This is a genomic window from Rhodoferax sp. (genome assembly GCF_030646845.1).
Classification (GTDB): Bacteria; Pseudomonadota; Gammaproteobacteria; order Burkholderiales; family Burkholderiaceae_C; genus Rhodoferax.
Genome location: NZ_JAUSLE010000010.1, coordinates 54,297 through 68,029, shown reverse-complemented (window position 1 = coordinate 68,029; position 13,733 = coordinate 54,297). Strand labels below are relative to the sequence as shown.

At 60.9% G+C, this 13,733-nt stretch carries 17 protein-coding genes; 6 read left to right on the top strand and 11 right to left on the bottom strand.

What is annotated here, in order from left to right:
• Positions 1-2: 2 nt before the first annotated feature.
• Together Q7T10_RS03745 and Q7T10_RS03740 are read left to right on the top strand one after the other, a co-directional pair.
• A complete protein-coding gene (locus Q7T10_RS03745) occupies positions 3-344 on the top strand; it encodes a Rieske 2Fe-2S domain-containing protein (RefSeq protein ID WP_304746075.1) in 342 nt (113 codons plus the stop codon).
• Positions 341-1,351, top strand: a complete 1,011-nt coding sequence (locus Q7T10_RS03740; RefSeq protein WP_304746072.1) for a YeiH family protein — start codon at positions 341-343, stop codon at positions 1,349-1,351. Before Q7T10_RS03745 ends, Q7T10_RS03740 begins: the two co-directional genes overlap by 4 nt.
• A gap of 90 nt (positions 1,352-1,441) precedes the next feature.
• Here Q7T10_RS03740 and Q7T10_RS03735 read toward each other — a convergent pair whose 3' ends face one another.
• Complete coding sequence (locus Q7T10_RS03735) at positions 1,442-2,218, bottom strand: ferredoxin--NADP reductase (protein ID WP_304746070.1); 777 nt, start codon at positions 2,216-2,218, stop codon at positions 1,442-1,444.
• A 141-nt stretch (positions 2,219-2,359) separates the two neighbouring features.
• Here Q7T10_RS03735 and Q7T10_RS03730 point away from each other — a divergent pair, with 141 nt between their 5' ends.
• The 3 genes from Q7T10_RS03730 to Q7T10_RS03720 all read left to right on the top strand — a co-directional run bounded on the left by Q7T10_RS03730 (position 2,360) and on the right by Q7T10_RS03720 (position 4,507).
• The gene (locus Q7T10_RS03730) at positions 2,360-3,307 is read left to right on the top strand and encodes a pseudouridine synthase (RefSeq protein ID WP_304746068.1); all 948 of its coding nucleotides are present in this window, start codon (positions 2,360-2,362) and stop codon (positions 3,305-3,307) included.
• Positions 3,308-3,410: 103 nt separating this feature from the next.
• On the top strand, positions 3,411-4,136 hold the full coding sequence (locus tag Q7T10_RS03725) for a hypothetical protein (RefSeq protein WP_304746066.1): 726 nt from the start codon (positions 3,411-3,413) through the stop codon (positions 4,134-4,136).
• Between the two features lie 26 nt (positions 4,137-4,162).
• Entirely contained in the window at positions 4,163-4,507 is a 345-nt protein-coding gene (locus tag Q7T10_RS03720; protein ID WP_304746064.1) for a carboxymuconolactone decarboxylase family protein, read from the top strand.
• Positions 4,508-4,540: 33 nt separating this feature from the next.
• On the opposite strand, the gene Q7T10_RS03715 is transcribed toward Q7T10_RS03720, so the two are convergent.
• The 6 genes from Q7T10_RS03715 to Q7T10_RS03690 are packed head-to-tail and all read right to left on the bottom strand — an operon-like array spanning position 4,541 to position 9,059.
• Complete coding sequence (locus tag Q7T10_RS03715) at positions 4,541-4,873, bottom strand: hypothetical protein (RefSeq protein WP_304746062.1); 333 nt, start codon at positions 4,871-4,873, stop codon at positions 4,541-4,543.
• Positions 4,874-4,882: 9 nt separating this feature from the next.
• Positions 4,883-5,287 carry a hypothetical protein gene (locus Q7T10_RS03710; RefSeq protein WP_304746060.1) on the bottom strand — a complete coding sequence of 135 codons (405 nt, stop codon included), beginning with the start codon at positions 5,285-5,287 and terminating at the stop codon, positions 4,883-4,885.
• Between the two features lie 48 nt (positions 5,288-5,335).
• Positions 5,336-6,052 carry an ABC transporter ATP-binding protein gene (locus Q7T10_RS03705; protein WP_304746058.1) on the bottom strand — a complete coding sequence of 239 codons (717 nt, stop codon included), beginning with the start codon at positions 6,050-6,052 and terminating at the stop codon, positions 5,336-5,338.
• A 9-nt stretch (positions 6,053-6,061) separates the two neighbouring features.
• Positions 6,062-7,252, bottom strand: a complete 1,191-nt coding sequence (locus Q7T10_RS03700; RefSeq protein ID WP_304746056.1) for an ABC transporter permease — start codon at positions 7,250-7,252, stop codon at positions 6,062-6,064.
• Positions 7,249-8,454 (bottom strand): efflux RND transporter periplasmic adaptor subunit, encoded by a 1,206-nt coding sequence (locus tag Q7T10_RS03695; protein WP_304746054.1) that lies wholly within the window; start codon positions 8,452-8,454, stop codon positions 7,249-7,251. Before Q7T10_RS03695 ends, Q7T10_RS03700 begins: the two co-directional genes overlap by 4 nt.
• The gene (locus Q7T10_RS03690; protein ID WP_304746052.1) at positions 8,451-9,059 is read right to left on the bottom strand and encodes a TetR/AcrR family transcriptional regulator; all 609 of its coding nucleotides are present in this window, start codon (positions 9,057-9,059) and stop codon (positions 8,451-8,453) included. Before Q7T10_RS03690 ends, Q7T10_RS03695 begins: the two co-directional genes overlap by 4 nt.
• A 126-nt stretch (positions 9,060-9,185) precedes the next feature.
• On the opposite strand from Q7T10_RS03690, the gene Q7T10_RS03685 reads away from it, so the two are divergent.
• Positions 9,186-10,460 carry a triacylglycerol lipase gene (locus Q7T10_RS03685; RefSeq protein ID WP_304746050.1) on the top strand — a complete coding sequence of 425 codons (1,275 nt, stop codon included), beginning with the start codon at positions 9,186-9,188 and terminating at the stop codon, positions 10,458-10,460.
• Positions 10,461-10,523: 63 nt separating this feature from the next.
• On the opposite strand, the gene Q7T10_RS03680 is transcribed toward Q7T10_RS03685, so the two are convergent.
• The 4 genes from Q7T10_RS03680 to Q7T10_RS03665 form a co-directional block, all read right to left on the bottom strand.
• Positions 10,524-11,453: a ParB/RepB/Spo0J family partition protein gene (locus Q7T10_RS03680; protein WP_304746048.1), complete on the bottom strand. Its 930-nt coding sequence runs from the start codon at positions 11,451-11,453 to the stop codon at positions 10,524-10,526.
• Positions 11,454-11,518: 65 nt separating this feature from the next.
• A complete protein-coding gene (locus Q7T10_RS03675; RefSeq protein ID WP_304746046.1) occupies positions 11,519-12,076 on the bottom strand; it encodes an alpha/beta hydrolase in 558 nt (185 codons plus the stop codon).
• Positions 12,077-12,207: 131 nt separating this feature from the next.
• Positions 12,208-12,993, bottom strand: coding sequence for a ParA family protein (locus tag Q7T10_RS03670; protein WP_304746043.1), 786 nt, complete (start codon positions 12,991-12,993; stop codon positions 12,208-12,210).
• 118 nt (positions 12,994-13,111) lie between these two features.
• Positions 13,112-13,726, bottom strand: a complete 615-nt coding sequence (locus tag Q7T10_RS03665) for a LysE family transporter (protein ID WP_304746041.1) — start codon at positions 13,724-13,726, stop codon at positions 13,112-13,114.
• Positions 13,727-13,733: the final 7 nt, after the last annotated feature.

Genomic DNA, 13,733 nt, shown 5'->3' with positions numbered 1-13,733 from the left:
TGATGCCACAAATACCCCTGATTGAATTCAGCGCTTTGCCCGCACACCGTGGTCGGCGCGTCTGCACCGCCGGGTTGGACTTGGCCGTGTTCAAAGTCGGTGATGCGGTGTTTGCCATTGACGACAGCTGCCCTCACGCCGGTGCCTCGCTCTCCAGCGGAAAACTCGACGGCCAAAAAGTGATCTGTCCCGCACACGGTTTACGCTTTGAACTGGGTCACAGTTGTGCGGGCAGCACCCCAGCGCTGGAGGCCAAAAAACATGCCGTGAGCGTGGTCGATGGCATGGTCATGCTCGACCCCAACACCGTCACCCCCGAATCCATCCTCTCGGAACTGACATGAACGGTCACATGATGCAGGCCCGCGCCCTGTTTCCCGGCCTGATGGCCAGCGCAACGGTCGCCGCAGCGGCGACCTTTCTGTCGCAACACTACGGCGCACCGGTCATGCTGTTTGCGCTGTTGCTGGGCATGGCCATGAACTTCCTGTCGCAGGGCGGGCCCTGCCTGCCCGGTATTGAGCTGGCGGCCAAGCACCTGCTGCGGCTGGGCGTGGCTTTGCTGGGTTTACGCATCACCCTGGGGCAGATCGCCGAACTGGGTTGGTTCCCGGTCTTGCTGGTCATGGGCTCGGTCATCGCAACCATGGCGGTGGGCCTGCTTTTTGCCAAATTGGCGGGGTTTAAAGCCTCTTTTGGCGTGCTGACGGGTGGCTCCGTCGCTATTTGCGGCGCGTCTGCCGCGCTGGCCATCTCCACGGTCTTGCCCAGCCACCCTTTGCGCGAGCGGGCGACGCTGTTCACCGTGATTGGCGTGAGTGCGCTGTCGACACTGGCGATGGTGGTCTACCCCCTGTTGTCTCAGTGGCTAGGGCTGAACAACCACGATGCGGGTATTTTTCTGGGTGCCACCATCCATGACGTTGCGCAGGTGGTGGGTGCGGGTTACGGCGTATCCACTTCGACCGGTGACACCGCCACCGTGGTGAAGTTGATGCGGGTGGCCATGCTGATGCCGGTCATCGTTGTCATCGCCGCCGTCAATCGCAAACACCGCTCAGCCGACGAGCCCAAAGCCGTGCTCTTGCCTTGGTTTGTGACCGCTTTTGTGGCTCTGATGCTGCTGGGCAGCATGGACTGGGTTCCCAAAGTGGTTCAAACCGGCGGCAACGAGTTGTCACGCTGGTGTCTGGTGATCGCCATTTCAGCCATCGGCATCAAAACACAGCTGCAGGAACTCACCACCGTGGGGTTCAAGCCGATTTTACTGATGCTTGGCGAAACCATCTTTTTGGCCGCACTCATTGCAAGTGTGCTCTCCTTGTACAGCCGCCAACACAGCCTGTTTTGACGAGATCAGTGTCAAATTCGGCCGTAGCTGTTGTATTTATTACTTAATTTGCTATAAATTATATAGCAAATAGTTAACTGCAACCGAAAATCACTTCTCCACAAAGGCCCGCTCAATCACGTAATCACCCGCCTGACCAATACCAGCGGAGATTTTAAAACCGAGGGTGTCGAGCACCACACGCAGGTCTTTCAGCATCGCGGGGCCGCCGCAGATCATGGCGCGGTCAGTGGCGGGGTTGAGCTGGGGCAGGCCGATATCGCTGCACATCTTGCCGGTTTCAATCAAGGCCGGCAGGCGGCCGGTGTTGCGAAAGGCTTCACGGGTGACGGCGGGGTAGTAGATCAGCTTTTTGGTCACTTCTTCACCCAAAAACTCGTCTTTGGGCAGCTCTTCGGTAATGAACTTGTCATACGCCAGCTCGCTGACGAAGCGCACGCCATGCACCAACACCACTTTTTCAAAGCGTTCGTAGGTATCAGGGTCGCGGATGATGCTCATGAAAGGCGCCAGGCCGGTGCCGGTGGCAAACAGATACAAGTTGCGGCCGGGCAGCAGGTCGGACAAGACCAGGGTGCCGGTCGGCTTGCGGCCAATCAGCACCGGGTCGCCGACTTTCAGATGCTGCAAACGGGAAGTCAGCGGACCGCTTTCCACCTTGATGCTGAAAAACTCCAGATGCTCGGCGTAGTGCGCGCTGGCGATGCTGTAGGCGCGCATCAGCGGTTTGCCGTTCACTTCCAGGCCAACCATCACAAAATGACCGCTTTCAAAGCGCAGGCTGGGGCCGCGGGTGGTGGTGAAGGAGAACAGCGTGTCGTTCCAGTGGTGAACGGAGAGCACTTTTTCAGTTTCGAAGGCAGCCATGGGGGAGTGTGCCCAAAAGAGGGCAAAAAGTAAGGATTAACCCGCTATTTTAGCCGCTTCCCCCGATTTGGCCTTGGCCGCTGGGGTGATCGCTCGGACTTTGTAGGCATAACCTTAGTTGCGTAATACACTAAAGGCGTCATGACCGATCCTTTAAAAACCCCGCCCTCGCCCACTTCATCCGCCCAAACGCCGCCTGCTGCGCCCGTTTTCCGTCGTGCGCTGTCACCCGGTGCAGCCAAAGCGGCCGCTGGCGGTGCCAAGCCGGCACCCGGTGCGCCGCCGGCTGCACCAGCTAAGGCCACCAGCCGCCTGAACAAGCGCATGGCCGAGCTGGGCATGTGTTCGCGCCGCGAGGCGGATGACTGGGTCGAGCACGGCTGGGTCAAGGTCAATGGCGTGGTGGCCGAAATGGGTTTGCAGGTGCTGCCGACCGACAAAATCGAGGTCGACCGCGCTGCCAAGGGCAAGCAGGCGAATCAGGTGACGATTTTGATCAACAAACCCATGGGCTTTGTGAGCTCGCAGGCCGAAGACGGCCACGAACCCGCCGTGACGCTGTTCACCCCGCAAAACCGCTGGATGGACGACAACGCCCGCTTCTTCTGGAACCACTCCCAGCTGGTGGGTTTGGCCCCGTGCGGGCGGCTGGACATCGACTCGATCGGCATGCTGGTGATGACGCAGGACGGCCGCATCGCCCGCCAGCTGATCGGCGAAGACTCCAACATGGAGAAAGAATACCTGGTGCGGGTGGAGTATTACGCCGACGGCAATTTGGCCAATGTGTCGACGTCAAAACCGGTCACCCTGGACGTGCAAAGCGCCTTCCCGCCCGCCCTCCTCGCCAAGTTGCGCTTTGGTCTGAGTCTGGACGGCCAGCCGCTGAAACGCGCCAAGGTCGACTGGCAAAACCCGGAGCAACTGCGTTTTGTGTTGACCGAAGGCAAGAAACGCCAGATCCGCCGCATGTGCGAGCAGGTCGGCCTCAAGGTGGTGGGCCTGAAGCGGGTGCGCATCGGTAACATCGTACTGGGCAACCTGCCGCTGGGGCAATGGCGCTATCTGGCACCGCATGAGCGCTTCTAAAAGACAGAGACTGGTAAATCCGCCTATTGGTTGACCTAGATCATGTTGCTTTCTTGCGGCGCATACATACTACCCCCTGTATGAAACACTCAAGGATATCAACATGACTATTCGATCCAGGCTTCGCGCCCGAGCCGCACTTTTGGTGCTCAGCACCTGCGCCGCGCTCCCAACACTGGCTGCCGACGCCGTGACGGACGCGATGCAAGAGGCTTATGGTCCCTACCGCGTGGCGCTTTTCAAAACCAACAGCAACTCCCAGACAGAAGCGCAGCAGGCGATGACCCAGGCGCAGCAGTCCTGGGGCAAGCTGGCCGCCCAATTTGGCGCCAAACCACCTGCGCCCTATGACCGTGACGGCGCTTTTGGGACGTCTTTGGCTGAAGTATCCAGGGTGTACACCAAAGCGACTGAACAAGTGGCGGCCAACCAGCTCACGGCGGCTCATGAAACACTGGAAGCGGCCCGCGACATCATGGCCCAGATGCGACACCGCAACCAGGTTATCGTCTACAGCGACCACATGAATGCGTACCACAGCGAGATGGAGCATGTGCTCATTGACGGCGCTAAAACCCTGGCGCAGCCCAATGGCATGCAGCAACTGACGGCGCAAGCCGGTGTGCTGACCTATCTGAGCAAAAAACTGAGCAGTGAAGCGCCCGCAAGCTATACCGGTAATGCCGAGTTCACGGGCTTGGTGCAAGCGGTTGACAGGTCGGTGGCTGACTTGCAGGCGGCCTTGTTTGCACAGAATGCCGTTGCCGTGAAAGAAGCGATGGGCAAAATCAAAGGGCCGTACAGCAAGTTGTTTTTGAAATTTGGTTAATCAAGGATATAGGATAAAGAAGAACCATGAGCACTTTTAATCACATCGAACTGATCCACAACATCAACGAAAACCTGGCCCCGTTTCGCAAAGCGCAACCCGAAGCGATGGCTGCTTTTGGGCAATTGGCCAAAAGTGCCATGGCAGAGGGCGTTGTCAGCGCCAAACACAAGGAGCTGATGGCGCTGGCCATTGGCATCACGCAGCACTGCTCGGGCTGTATTGGCTTTCACGTCAAAGCGCTGCACAAACTGCAATGCACGCGCGCTGAACTCGAAGAAATGCTCAGCGTGTGCATCTACATGGGCGGCGGGCCTGCGCTGATGTATACCGCCGAAGCGCTCAAGGCCTGGGACAGCATGGCGCCATGAGCGCGACTGGCCAAGGCAAAAAATGGCTTGGCGTCAAGGTTTGGGCAGGTCGCTGTGCGAGACCTCAAAGCCGTCGGCCACGTAGGCCGGACCTTTCATCAGCCAGACGATGACACAGCCAATCGTCACCGTCAGTACGGCGGTCCAGATGAAGATCACCAGACCGATCATCACGTAATCAAACAGCTGGATGTGCCGCGCCAGCTCGGCGGCGTTGCTGGCGGTGATGAAGAATCGACCCGCCAGCGCCATCAGCGCCGGTAGCAAGGTGCCCGCCAGCAGCACGGTGGGCATCAGGCGCAGCAAGCGCCACTCAAACCCATACGGTGTGCGCTGAAAGCCGGGCAGTTTGGTGAGCCAGTCCATCTTGGTATTTTATGTGAGATGCGGCATTTTCGCCAGCTTCGATGCATGAAGCGCCAGCGCAGCCACGCCCACCCAGAACACCAGCCTGAGCACCAGCGCCCCCACGGTGCGCATCTCATAGGCACCGCCACCCATGACATGCCAGCCAAAGGCAGCGGTCACGAGCGCCGTGGCCAAGGCCAGCAGGCTGGCGGCTCCAGCAGCCCAGCGCCGGTCTTGCCATAACCCGACGCCGGTCAGCACATAGGCAAAGCCCGCACAGAAGTTGAACCACAGCACAAAGCCCACCGCGTTGCCGACGCTGGCGCGCGCCTGTGCATCGCCGAACAGTGCGTGGCCACCGCTGAAGACCGTGAGTGCGCCAAAGACAATCGCGATGATGGCCAAAACTTTGAGAATGCGTTGGGTTGTCATGCGAGATCCTTTCAAAATGGGGGGAGTTGGAAGTTGGAAACCTGGCCGCTAGAGGCTCAGGCCCTGGCCGGCTTCTTCATACGTGCGCCCATCACGAATGTGATAAATGCGCTTGAAGGTCGGGATGATTTTTTCGTCGTGCGTGACCACGATGATGGCGGTGCGGTACTGCTGCGCCATCTGGTTGAGGATGCGCATCACACCGAGTGCGCGTTCGCTGTCCAGCGGTGCCGTGGGCTCGTCGGCCAGGATCACGGGCGGCTGGTTGGCCAGTGCGCGCGCGATGGCCACACGCTGCTGCTCACCACCCGAAAGTTGTGAGGGCTCGGCTTTGGCGCGGTGCCCCACTTCGAGCGCATCGAGCAGTTCACGGGCGCGGATGCGGGCCTTCGCGTTGGGCTGGCCGGCCAGCATGGGCAGCAGGGCCACGTTGTCGGTTACATCCAGAAACGGGATGAGGTACGGTGCCTGAAACACAAAGCCGATGCTGTCGCGTCGCAAAGCGCGCAAGTCAGACAGTTTCCAGCCCTGGTCGTAGATGGTCTGGTTGCCTAGAATCATGCGTCCCGAGGTGGGTTCGATCACCGCGCCCAGACACTTGAGCAGCGTGCTCTTGCCCGAGCCTGAGGGGCCGATCAGGCCAACCACCTCGCCCGGGGCGACGCTCATGTTCACGTCCTTGAGCGCATCCACGGCGGCCTCACCTTCGCCATAGCGTTTGCTCAAACCTTCGATGCGGATCCCCAATTCAACTAATTCAGTCATGTTGCGCTTTCATCCTATGGCCGCAGCCGGGTCCACGCGCAGCGCCACGCGGATGGCGAGCGTGCTAGCCAGCGCGCAGATGATCATCACCGCGATAAAACCCTGCACGGCGTCGCCTGTTTCCAGCAGCACGTACTTGGGAAAGACGGGTGCCCAGATGGTCGCGGCCACCTTGCCAACAATGAAGCCAATGACGCCGAGGCCCATGGCTTGCTGCAGGATCATGCTGGCAATCGTGCGGTCGCGCGTACCGATGAGCTTGAGCACCGCAATCTCGCGCAGCTTGCCCAGTGTCATGGTGTAGATGATGAAGGCCACGATGGCCGCGCTCACGATGGCCAGGATCACCAGGAACATGCCGATCTGCTTGGCAGATGTGGCAATCAACTTGGCCACCAGAATGTCTTCCATCTGCTCGCGCGTGAACACCTGCAGGTGCTTCCAGCGGCGAATCGGTTCGGCCACCTGCTCGGCATCCAGCCCGGGCTGGATTTGCACCAGCACGGCGTTGACATTGTGGTTGCTGCTCTGCGAGGCCTGGATGGCCTCCAGCAGACCCGGCACGCCAGGGCGATTGAGCGCGGGGTTGGCGGCAGTGCGGGCACGCTCGTTGACGATGGCGTCGTTGTCCTTCAGAAACTGCGCCTCCTGCGCATCAGCCAGCGGAATAAAGACCATCGGGTCGCCGCCAGACGACACCATGCGCTGCGTGAGGCCCACCACGCTGTACTCGTGGCGGCGAATCTTGATGAGATCACCCACCTGGAAGCCGGTTTTCACATCGGCCACGGCCTCGTAGTGGTTGCGTGTGATATGGCGGCCCGCAATCAGGTAGCCCGGCTCACCCGGCTGGTCAGGCTCGAACCCCACGACCATGGCCCGCACATCGGTGCTCTCGCGGCGCACCTGCATGGTGAGATAGGTCACATTGGCGGCCCGCGCCACGCCCGGCATGCCCAACAGGGATCGATACGCGTCATCGCGCAGGCTGGAGGCTTCGGCGTACGGGCCCTGTGTGTCTTTTTGCACCACCCAGAGGTCGGCCCGGCTGTTGGTCAACAGCATCCGCGCATCGTCCACCATGCCCCTGTACACGCCGGCCATGGTCAGCGTGACACCAATCAGCAGGCCCAGGCCAATGCCCGTGAAGACGAACTTGCTCCACGAATGCAGAATGTCGCGGCCAGCCAGACTGATCATGGCGTGCCCTGTGTTTCTTTTTGCCCTGTCAGACTTTGCACCACCTGAATGCGGCTGTGTGCATCGACGTCCTTTTCGCTGTACACCACGACCTGGTTGCCGGCCTTCAAACCGTCCAGCACCTGCACCTGTCCATCCAGGCCTGTCTGACCCAGGCGCAGCGGCGCGAACCGCAGGCTGCCGTCTTCCAGCAGCCAGACACCGGTCTGCCCGCCTTGACGCTTGATGGCGGCATTGGGCAACAACAGGGAGCGCGGCGTGGCTGGCAGCCTGAGCGTGACCTCGGCCAGTTCGCCGATGGAAACACCTGCGGGCAGCGTGTCAAACGAGATTTGCGCCACGCGCTCCTCCGTCACGTTGTCACCCTGCAGTTCCACGCGGGCGACTTTGCCAGGCAGCACGGTGGCGGCACGGGAGCGCATCACAATATCTGCGGCCAGGCCAGGCACCAGACCAGCCGAGCGGCCCTGGTCAAAGCGCGCCTTCACCCACAGGCTGCCGGGTTCAATGAGTTTGAGCACGGCCTGCCCTGCCACCACGGTGGAACCCGGCTCGGCGTCACGCGACATCACCACACCATCCTGCGTTGCCACCAGGCGCACGTTCTGGCGCTGCTGCGCCAAGGCGGCACGCTCGGCTTTCAGACGCACGAGATCCTGCCGCGCCGCTGACAGATTGGCCTGCGCCGCACGCGCCCCGGCCTCGGCTGAGGTCTGCTCCTGCACTTTCGCCTCTACCGCACCGGAGCTCATGAAGTTTTGCTGTCCCAGCTCCACGTAGCGGCGCGCGTTGACTGCGGCCAGCTCCCGGCGCGCGGCTGCATCGGCCGTCTGCGCGTCGGCAGCTGCAATCGCGCTGGCACCCCGTGCCATCGAGGCGTCCAGCGCCACCAGCCGGTTGTCCAGATCCACCGGATCCATTTCAGCCAGCAATTGTCCCGCTTTCACCGTATCTCCCGCATCCACCAGCACGCGCAGCACGCGGCCTGCGACGGTCGGACCGATGAGGTAACTGCGACGCGCCTCCACCGTGCCAATGCCGTAGAGCGCGGGCGTGAGTGAACCCTCGGCGGCTTGCGCCACCGTCACGCGCACGGGCGCCAGCGGTCCAGCGCGCCGGAAGACAAAAACGACGGCGACCAGCAGCAACACGGCCAACAAGCCGAGCACAAGCACTTTGGAGGAAGGCGATTTGAGTTTCATGATGGTGTGCGGATACCGCGCAGGTAAAGGTCGAAAACGCTTGAGGCTTGCGTACTCATATTGGCCATCTGCCCGCTCAGCATGGACTGCATCACCAGGCCCTGTACGATGCCCACAAACAGGGTGGCAGCTGCCGACACGTCCAGATCAAGCGCCGCGTCACCGCGCTGCACAGATGCCCCCAGCAGACCCAGCAGCAGTTGACGGTAGCCCTGCATGAGGCTGCGTACCTGCTGTTTAAGCGGCGAATCCTCCGGCTGCTGCAATTCATGAAAGATCACGCGCGGTACGCCGGGGTGGGCCACCACAAAGCGCACATGCGCATCAAAAACGCGACGCAACGCTTCTGTGGGCGTAGGAGCCTGCTCTGCCGCTTCATGGAGCGAGCGCAGCAAGTGCTCAGTGACCCAAGCCATGACGGCCAGCCAGATGGCCTCTTTTGACGAGAAATGCTTGAACAACGCCCCCTGGCTCACACCCACCGCACCGGCCAGGTCGGTGGTGGTGATGCTTGCAGGACTGCTGTCTTGCGCCAAACGCAAGGCGGCGGCCACAATCTCGGCTTGGCGCGCTTCAGTGGGTAAACGGGTAGCTGTGAGTTGCATAAAGTGTCTCTGAATGGATTGTCAACTTGGTAAGTTATTAATTACTTACCAAGTTTATACTGCATTTCTTGGTGAGTCAAATCACAATGCGTGGTTCGTCGCGATTTTTCATCCGGCCAGCCCACCATGACCCCCCCATCGTCTGCCCCGCCAAAGAAAACCACGCCGGCACTCAAACACCTGCGTGCCTCTGACGCACGCGCCGTCGTCCAGCTCGCCACCCAAGCCACGCAAGGCATGACGCACATTGCCGAAGGCGTGCATCAATCGGTCTGGAACGCTCTGGGCGTGCCCGGTGGCAAGGAGCCGGGAGAGGCTCGGGGCCTTACAGGCTTGATTTACAAGAGTTTGCGCAGCGTCACGCAACTGCTGGGCGCGGGTGTGGACAAGGTACTGGCCCGGCTGCAGCCGCTGCTGGAGTGGGCCGAAGCCGCGCCGGCTGAGTCGCCCCAGCGCGAAGCGGTGCTGGCCGCGCTCAATGGCGTGATGGGCGACCGCCTGGCGGCCAGCCACAACCCCTTTGCCACGCCCATGACGCTGCGGTATCAGGGTCAGGTACTGAACTGGCGCGCCCTGCCGCCACCCGCGGAGCTGACCGGCAAGCTGGTGCTGCTGATTCACGGCCTGTGCATGAACGATTTGCAGTGGCGAACCGAGCACAAAGGGCAAGTGGTGGACCACGGCAGCACACTCGCCACCGAACTGGGCTACACCCCCGTCTGCGTGCGCTACAACACCGGCCTGCACACCTCCGAGAACGGGCGCGAACTCAGCGCCCAGCTGGAGCAATTGGTCGCGCACTGGCCGGTGCCCGTGCTTGAACTCAGCGTGGTGGCGCACAGCATGGGTGGCCTGGTCATGCGCAGCGCGCTTTACACTGCCCAGCAGGTGGCCGCTCAGGACGCCCCGCGCTGGCCGGCGCTGCTGAAAAACATGGTGTTTCTGGGCACCCCGCATCACGGTGCACCCCTGGAGCGGGCCGGCAACTGGATTGACGTCCTGCTGGGCAGCACGTCCTTTACCGCCCCTTTTGCCAAACTGGCCCAACTGCGCAGCGCAGGTATCACCGACCTGCGCTTTGGCCATGTGCTGGATGAGGACTGGCTGGGCCACGATCGCTTTCGCCGCCAACCCGACAAGCGCCAGGTCGTACCCCTGCCCACCAACGTGGCCTGCTTCACCATCGCCGCCACCACCGCCGCCAAGCGCAGCCACCTGGCCGACCGCCTGGTTGGCGACGGCCTCGTGCCCCTGCACAGCGCGCTCGGGCAGCATGACGACCCGCAGCGCCATCTGGGCTTCAAAAAATCAGCGCAGTGGATTGCCTACCGCATGAACCATCTGGGGCTGCTCAGCAGCCCGGAGGTGACGCGGCAATTGGTGGCGTGGTTGGGCAAATAAGCTCAAGTTGGCCACCAAAAATCATGCAAAGCAAAAAACCCAAGGGCGGACAACGCCTCGGGCTCACGCCTCGCCCCGCAGCCGGTCGATCAACCCGTTCAACTCTTCCATCGAGCCAAACTGGATCGCCAGCTCGCCCATCTCCTCAAACTTGCCGTGGCGTTTCACGCGCTTTTTGACGCGGATCTCGACCTGCGCGGTGAGCAGGTCGGAGAGCTCTTCTTCCACGCGTTTGAGGTCGCGGGATTTCTCTTTTTTGGGCTTGGTGGCCACCAGGTTGAACTCGGCGCTGAGCTTTTTGACCAGGCTCTCGGCCTCGCGGACCGACATTTTCCTGGCGCTGATCTGGCTGGCTGCCGTGATCTGGGTGGCGCGGTCGAGCGACAACAGGGCGCGGGCGTGGCCCATGTCAAGGTCGCCGGCCATCAGCATGGTTTGCACCGGGTCGGCCAGATTCAGGAGCCGGAGCAGGTTGCTGGCAGCACTGCGGGAGCGGCCCACGGCCTGCGCGGCTTGTTCGTGAGTGAGCGCAAACTCTCGCACCAGGCGTTGTAAACCCTGGGCTTCTTCCAGTGGGTTGAGGTCTTCGCGCTGGATGTTTTCAATCAGCGACATGGCGGCGGCGGCCTCGTCAGGCACGTCGCGCACCAGCACCGGCACGTGGTCCAGTCCGGCGATTTTGGCGGCGCGGAAGCGGCGCTCGCCGGCGATGATCTCGTATTTGCCGTCATTCGCACCGCTGGTCAGGCGACGCACCAGGATCGGCTGCATGATGCCCTGCGCCTTGATGGACTCGGCCAGCTCGTACAAAGCGCCCTCGTCCATGCGGGTGCGCGGCTGGTACTGGCCGGCGACCAGATCAGTCAACAGCAAGCTGGACGGCGTGCCCGTGTTGGCGAGAACTCCGCTGTTCGTGGCGGCATTTTCGTCAAATGTGGGGCCGAGCAGTGCTTCCAGGCCGCGTCCTAGGCCTTTGGGTCGTTTGGTTGCCATGTTGTTTTCCGTTGATTTTTTAGGTTTTATAAATAAATAAATAAGCAATAAAGCACGGGTCGCGTTCAGGCCGATTGAGCCAGTTGCATCAGCATGGCTCGCCCCGCGGGCCAGTCGCCCAGTCCCGATTCGGCGTTGATGTGACCGCGTTCGCCGACGCTGACAAGCTCGCTGCCCCAATGTCCTGCCAAGCCCGTGGCGATATGGAAGTGGCAAAAAGGGTCGTTGGTGGAGGCGGCCAGCGTGGTTTTGAACGGCAACTTGTTCAACACCGGTTTGCTCCAGCTGTGCAACTGCGGCGGAAAATGGGGCTGCAGCGGGTCGGGCGGCGCCACCAGCAGTGCACCAGCGACGTGCTGCACGTTGGGGGACAAAGCCGCCCACGCGGCAACCAGATGGCAACCGAGGCTGTGCGCAGCGAACACGACGGGCTGCGTCGGATGCTGTTTCAGGTGCTCTTGCACGGCGTCTTCCAGCCGCGTGATCCAGTCGCCGCGCAGGGGCTGCTGCCAGTCGTGCTGCTCTACGCGAACGTCGCCAAATGCGGCTTCCCAATGGCTTTGCCAATGCGCGGCACCGCTGCCTTGCCAGCCTGGGAGGGTGAAAACGAGTGGCGTTTGCATCATTACAATGAGACGGTCAAGGCTATATGGATTTAAATTGCTATATATTTAATAGCTGTTTAGGCAATAAATACGCCGGCTAGAGGTCAATTTGGCACTTAAATTCATGGTTTGGCGTGTTTCCACCCCGTTTACATGGTTTTGATGCGTTCCACCATCTCGTTGGCAAACTCGACAAAGGCGATGCTGCCGCGCGCGGACGGGTCAAACACCACGCCGGGCAGGCCGTAGCTGGGCGCTTCGGCCAGGCGCACGTTGCGCGGGATGACGGTGTTGAAGACTTTGTTGCCAAAATGGTTTTTGAGCTGCTCGCTGACCTGTTGCTGCAAGGTGATGCGGGGGTCGAACATGACGCGCAGCAGGCCGATGATTTGCAAGTCCGGATTCAAATTGGCGTGGACCTGCTTGATGGTGTTGACCAGATCAGTGAGGCCCTCCAGCGCAAAATACTCGCACTGCATGGGCACAATCACGCCGTTGGCGCAGCACAGGCCATTGAGGGTGAGCATGGACAGGCTGGGCGGACAGTCGATCAAGACAAAGTCGTACTCGCTTTCAACGGCAGCTATGGCCGTTTTGATGCGGCGTTCGCGGCGCTCAACATCGACCAATTCCACCTCGGCGCCTGCCAGTTCGCGGTTGGCGCCCAGCACGTCGTAGCTGCAGCCGGCGGTGATGAGCTTGTCACTTTTCACGCGCGCCTCGGTGATCGTGGCGTTCTCCAGCAGCACGTCATAGATCGTCAGCTCCAGCTGGCGCTTGTCGACACCCGAACCCATGGTGGCGTTGCCCTGCGGGTCGAGGTCAATCATCAGCACCCGCTGGCCGATTTTGGCCAAGCCCGCCGCCAGATTGACCGTGGTGGTGGTTTTGCCGACGCCACCTTTTTGATTGGCGACACAGAAGATTTTGGCCATTAGAAATGTACCCCCACGCTTGTCGCTTCGCGTACTGCGCTGCCCCCCAAGGGGACTAATTTCCCTAGGGGCGGCCCGTCGGAAAATTGTATTTCGTGCGTATATTTATGTTTTATATTCATTTAGAGAGGGCCAATTTAACGCCAAAGCCGATGAGAAAGATACCCGCCAACTTGTGCAGCACGCTGGTAGCTCGCGGGTTGGCGCGAATGCGCTCGGCCATGAAGTGTGAAATCAAGGTCGCCGTCAGACCATAGGCAAAGGTCAGTGCGGCAATCGTCGCCGCCATGACCGCATATGTCAGCAAGCCTTGTTGCTTGACCGGATCGACAAACAGCGGGAAGAAAGCCATGTAAAACACAATCGCCTTGGGGTTGAGCAAGGTGATCATCATGGCTTGCTTGAAATAGTGACGCGGCTGGATGTTGAGCACCGGCTTGTCACCGGGTTTGACGGTCAGCAGCTTGAAGCCCAGCCAGGCCAGATAGGCCGCGCCCAACCACTGCACCGCATTGAAAGCCGTCGGATAGGCGCTGAGCAAGGCCGCCACACCAGCAACCGCCAGCCACATCAGCACCTGGTCACCGGCGATGACACCCAGTGTGGCAGCCAAACCACCGAGGATCCCGCCCTTGCTGGTCGAGGTGATCAGGGCCAGATTGCCCGGGCCGGGAATGGCCAAAAAAATGATGATGGCGATGATGAAGGCGCTGTAATCTGCGATACCGAACACATTTCCA

Bases quoted from the DNA above. Each gene is read 5' to 3' on its own strand.
- Q7T10_RS03695 (WP_304746054.1), bottom strand. From the start codon at position 8,454: ATGAAACTCAAATCGCCTTCCTCCAAAGTGCTTGTGCTCGGCTTGTTG.
- Q7T10_RS03700 (WP_304746056.1), bottom strand. From the start codon at position 7,252: ATGATCAGTCTGGCTGGCCGCGACATTCTGCATTCGTGGAGCAAGTTC.
- Q7T10_RS03670 (WP_304746043.1), bottom strand. From the start codon at position 12,993: ATGGCCAAAATCTTCTGTGTCGCCAATCAAAAAGGTGGCGTCGGCAAA.
- Q7T10_RS03680 (WP_304746048.1), bottom strand. From the start codon at position 11,453: ATGGCAACCAAACGACCCAAAGGCCTAGGACGCGGCCTGGAAGCACTG.
- Q7T10_RS03720 (WP_304746064.1), top strand. From the start codon at position 4,163: ATGAGCACTTTTAATCACATCGAACTGATCCACAACATCAACGAAAAC.
- Q7T10_RS03745 (WP_304746075.1), top strand. From the start codon at position 3: ATGCCACAAATACCCCTGATTGAATTCAGCGCTTTGCCCGCACACCGT.
- Q7T10_RS03685 (WP_304746050.1), top strand. From the start codon at position 9,186: ATGACCCCCCCATCGTCTGCCCCGCCAAAGAAAACCACGCCGGCACTC.
- Q7T10_RS03730 (WP_304746068.1), top strand. From the start codon at position 2,360: ATGACCGATCCTTTAAAAACCCCGCCCTCGCCCACTTCATCCGCCCAA.
- Q7T10_RS03740 (WP_304746072.1), top strand. From the start codon at position 341: ATGAACGGTCACATGATGCAGGCCCGCGCCCTGTTTCCCGGCCTGATG.
- Q7T10_RS03705 (WP_304746058.1), bottom strand. From the start codon at position 6,052: ATGACTGAATTAGTTGAATTGGGGATCCGCATCGAAGGTTTGAGCAAA.
- Q7T10_RS03715 (WP_304746062.1), bottom strand. From the start codon at position 4,873: ATGGACTGGCTCACCAAACTGCCCGGCTTTCAGCGCACACCGTATGGG.
- Q7T10_RS03735 (WP_304746070.1), bottom strand. From the start codon at position 2,218: ATGGCTGCCTTCGAAACTGAAAAAGTGCTCTCCGTTCACCACTGGAAC.
- Q7T10_RS03710 (WP_304746060.1), bottom strand. From the start codon at position 5,287: ATGACAACCCAACGCATTCTCAAAGTTTTGGCCATCATCGCGATTGTC.
- Q7T10_RS03690 (WP_304746052.1), bottom strand. From the start codon at position 9,059: ATGCAACTCACAGCTACCCGTTTACCCACTGAAGCGCGCCAAGCCGAG.
- Q7T10_RS03675 (WP_304746046.1), bottom strand. From the start codon at position 12,076: ATGCAAACGCCACTCGTTTTCACCCTCCCAGGCTGGCAAGGCAGCGGT.
- Q7T10_RS03725 (WP_304746066.1), top strand. From the start codon at position 3,411: ATGACTATTCGATCCAGGCTTCGCGCCCGAGCCGCACTTTTGGTGCTC.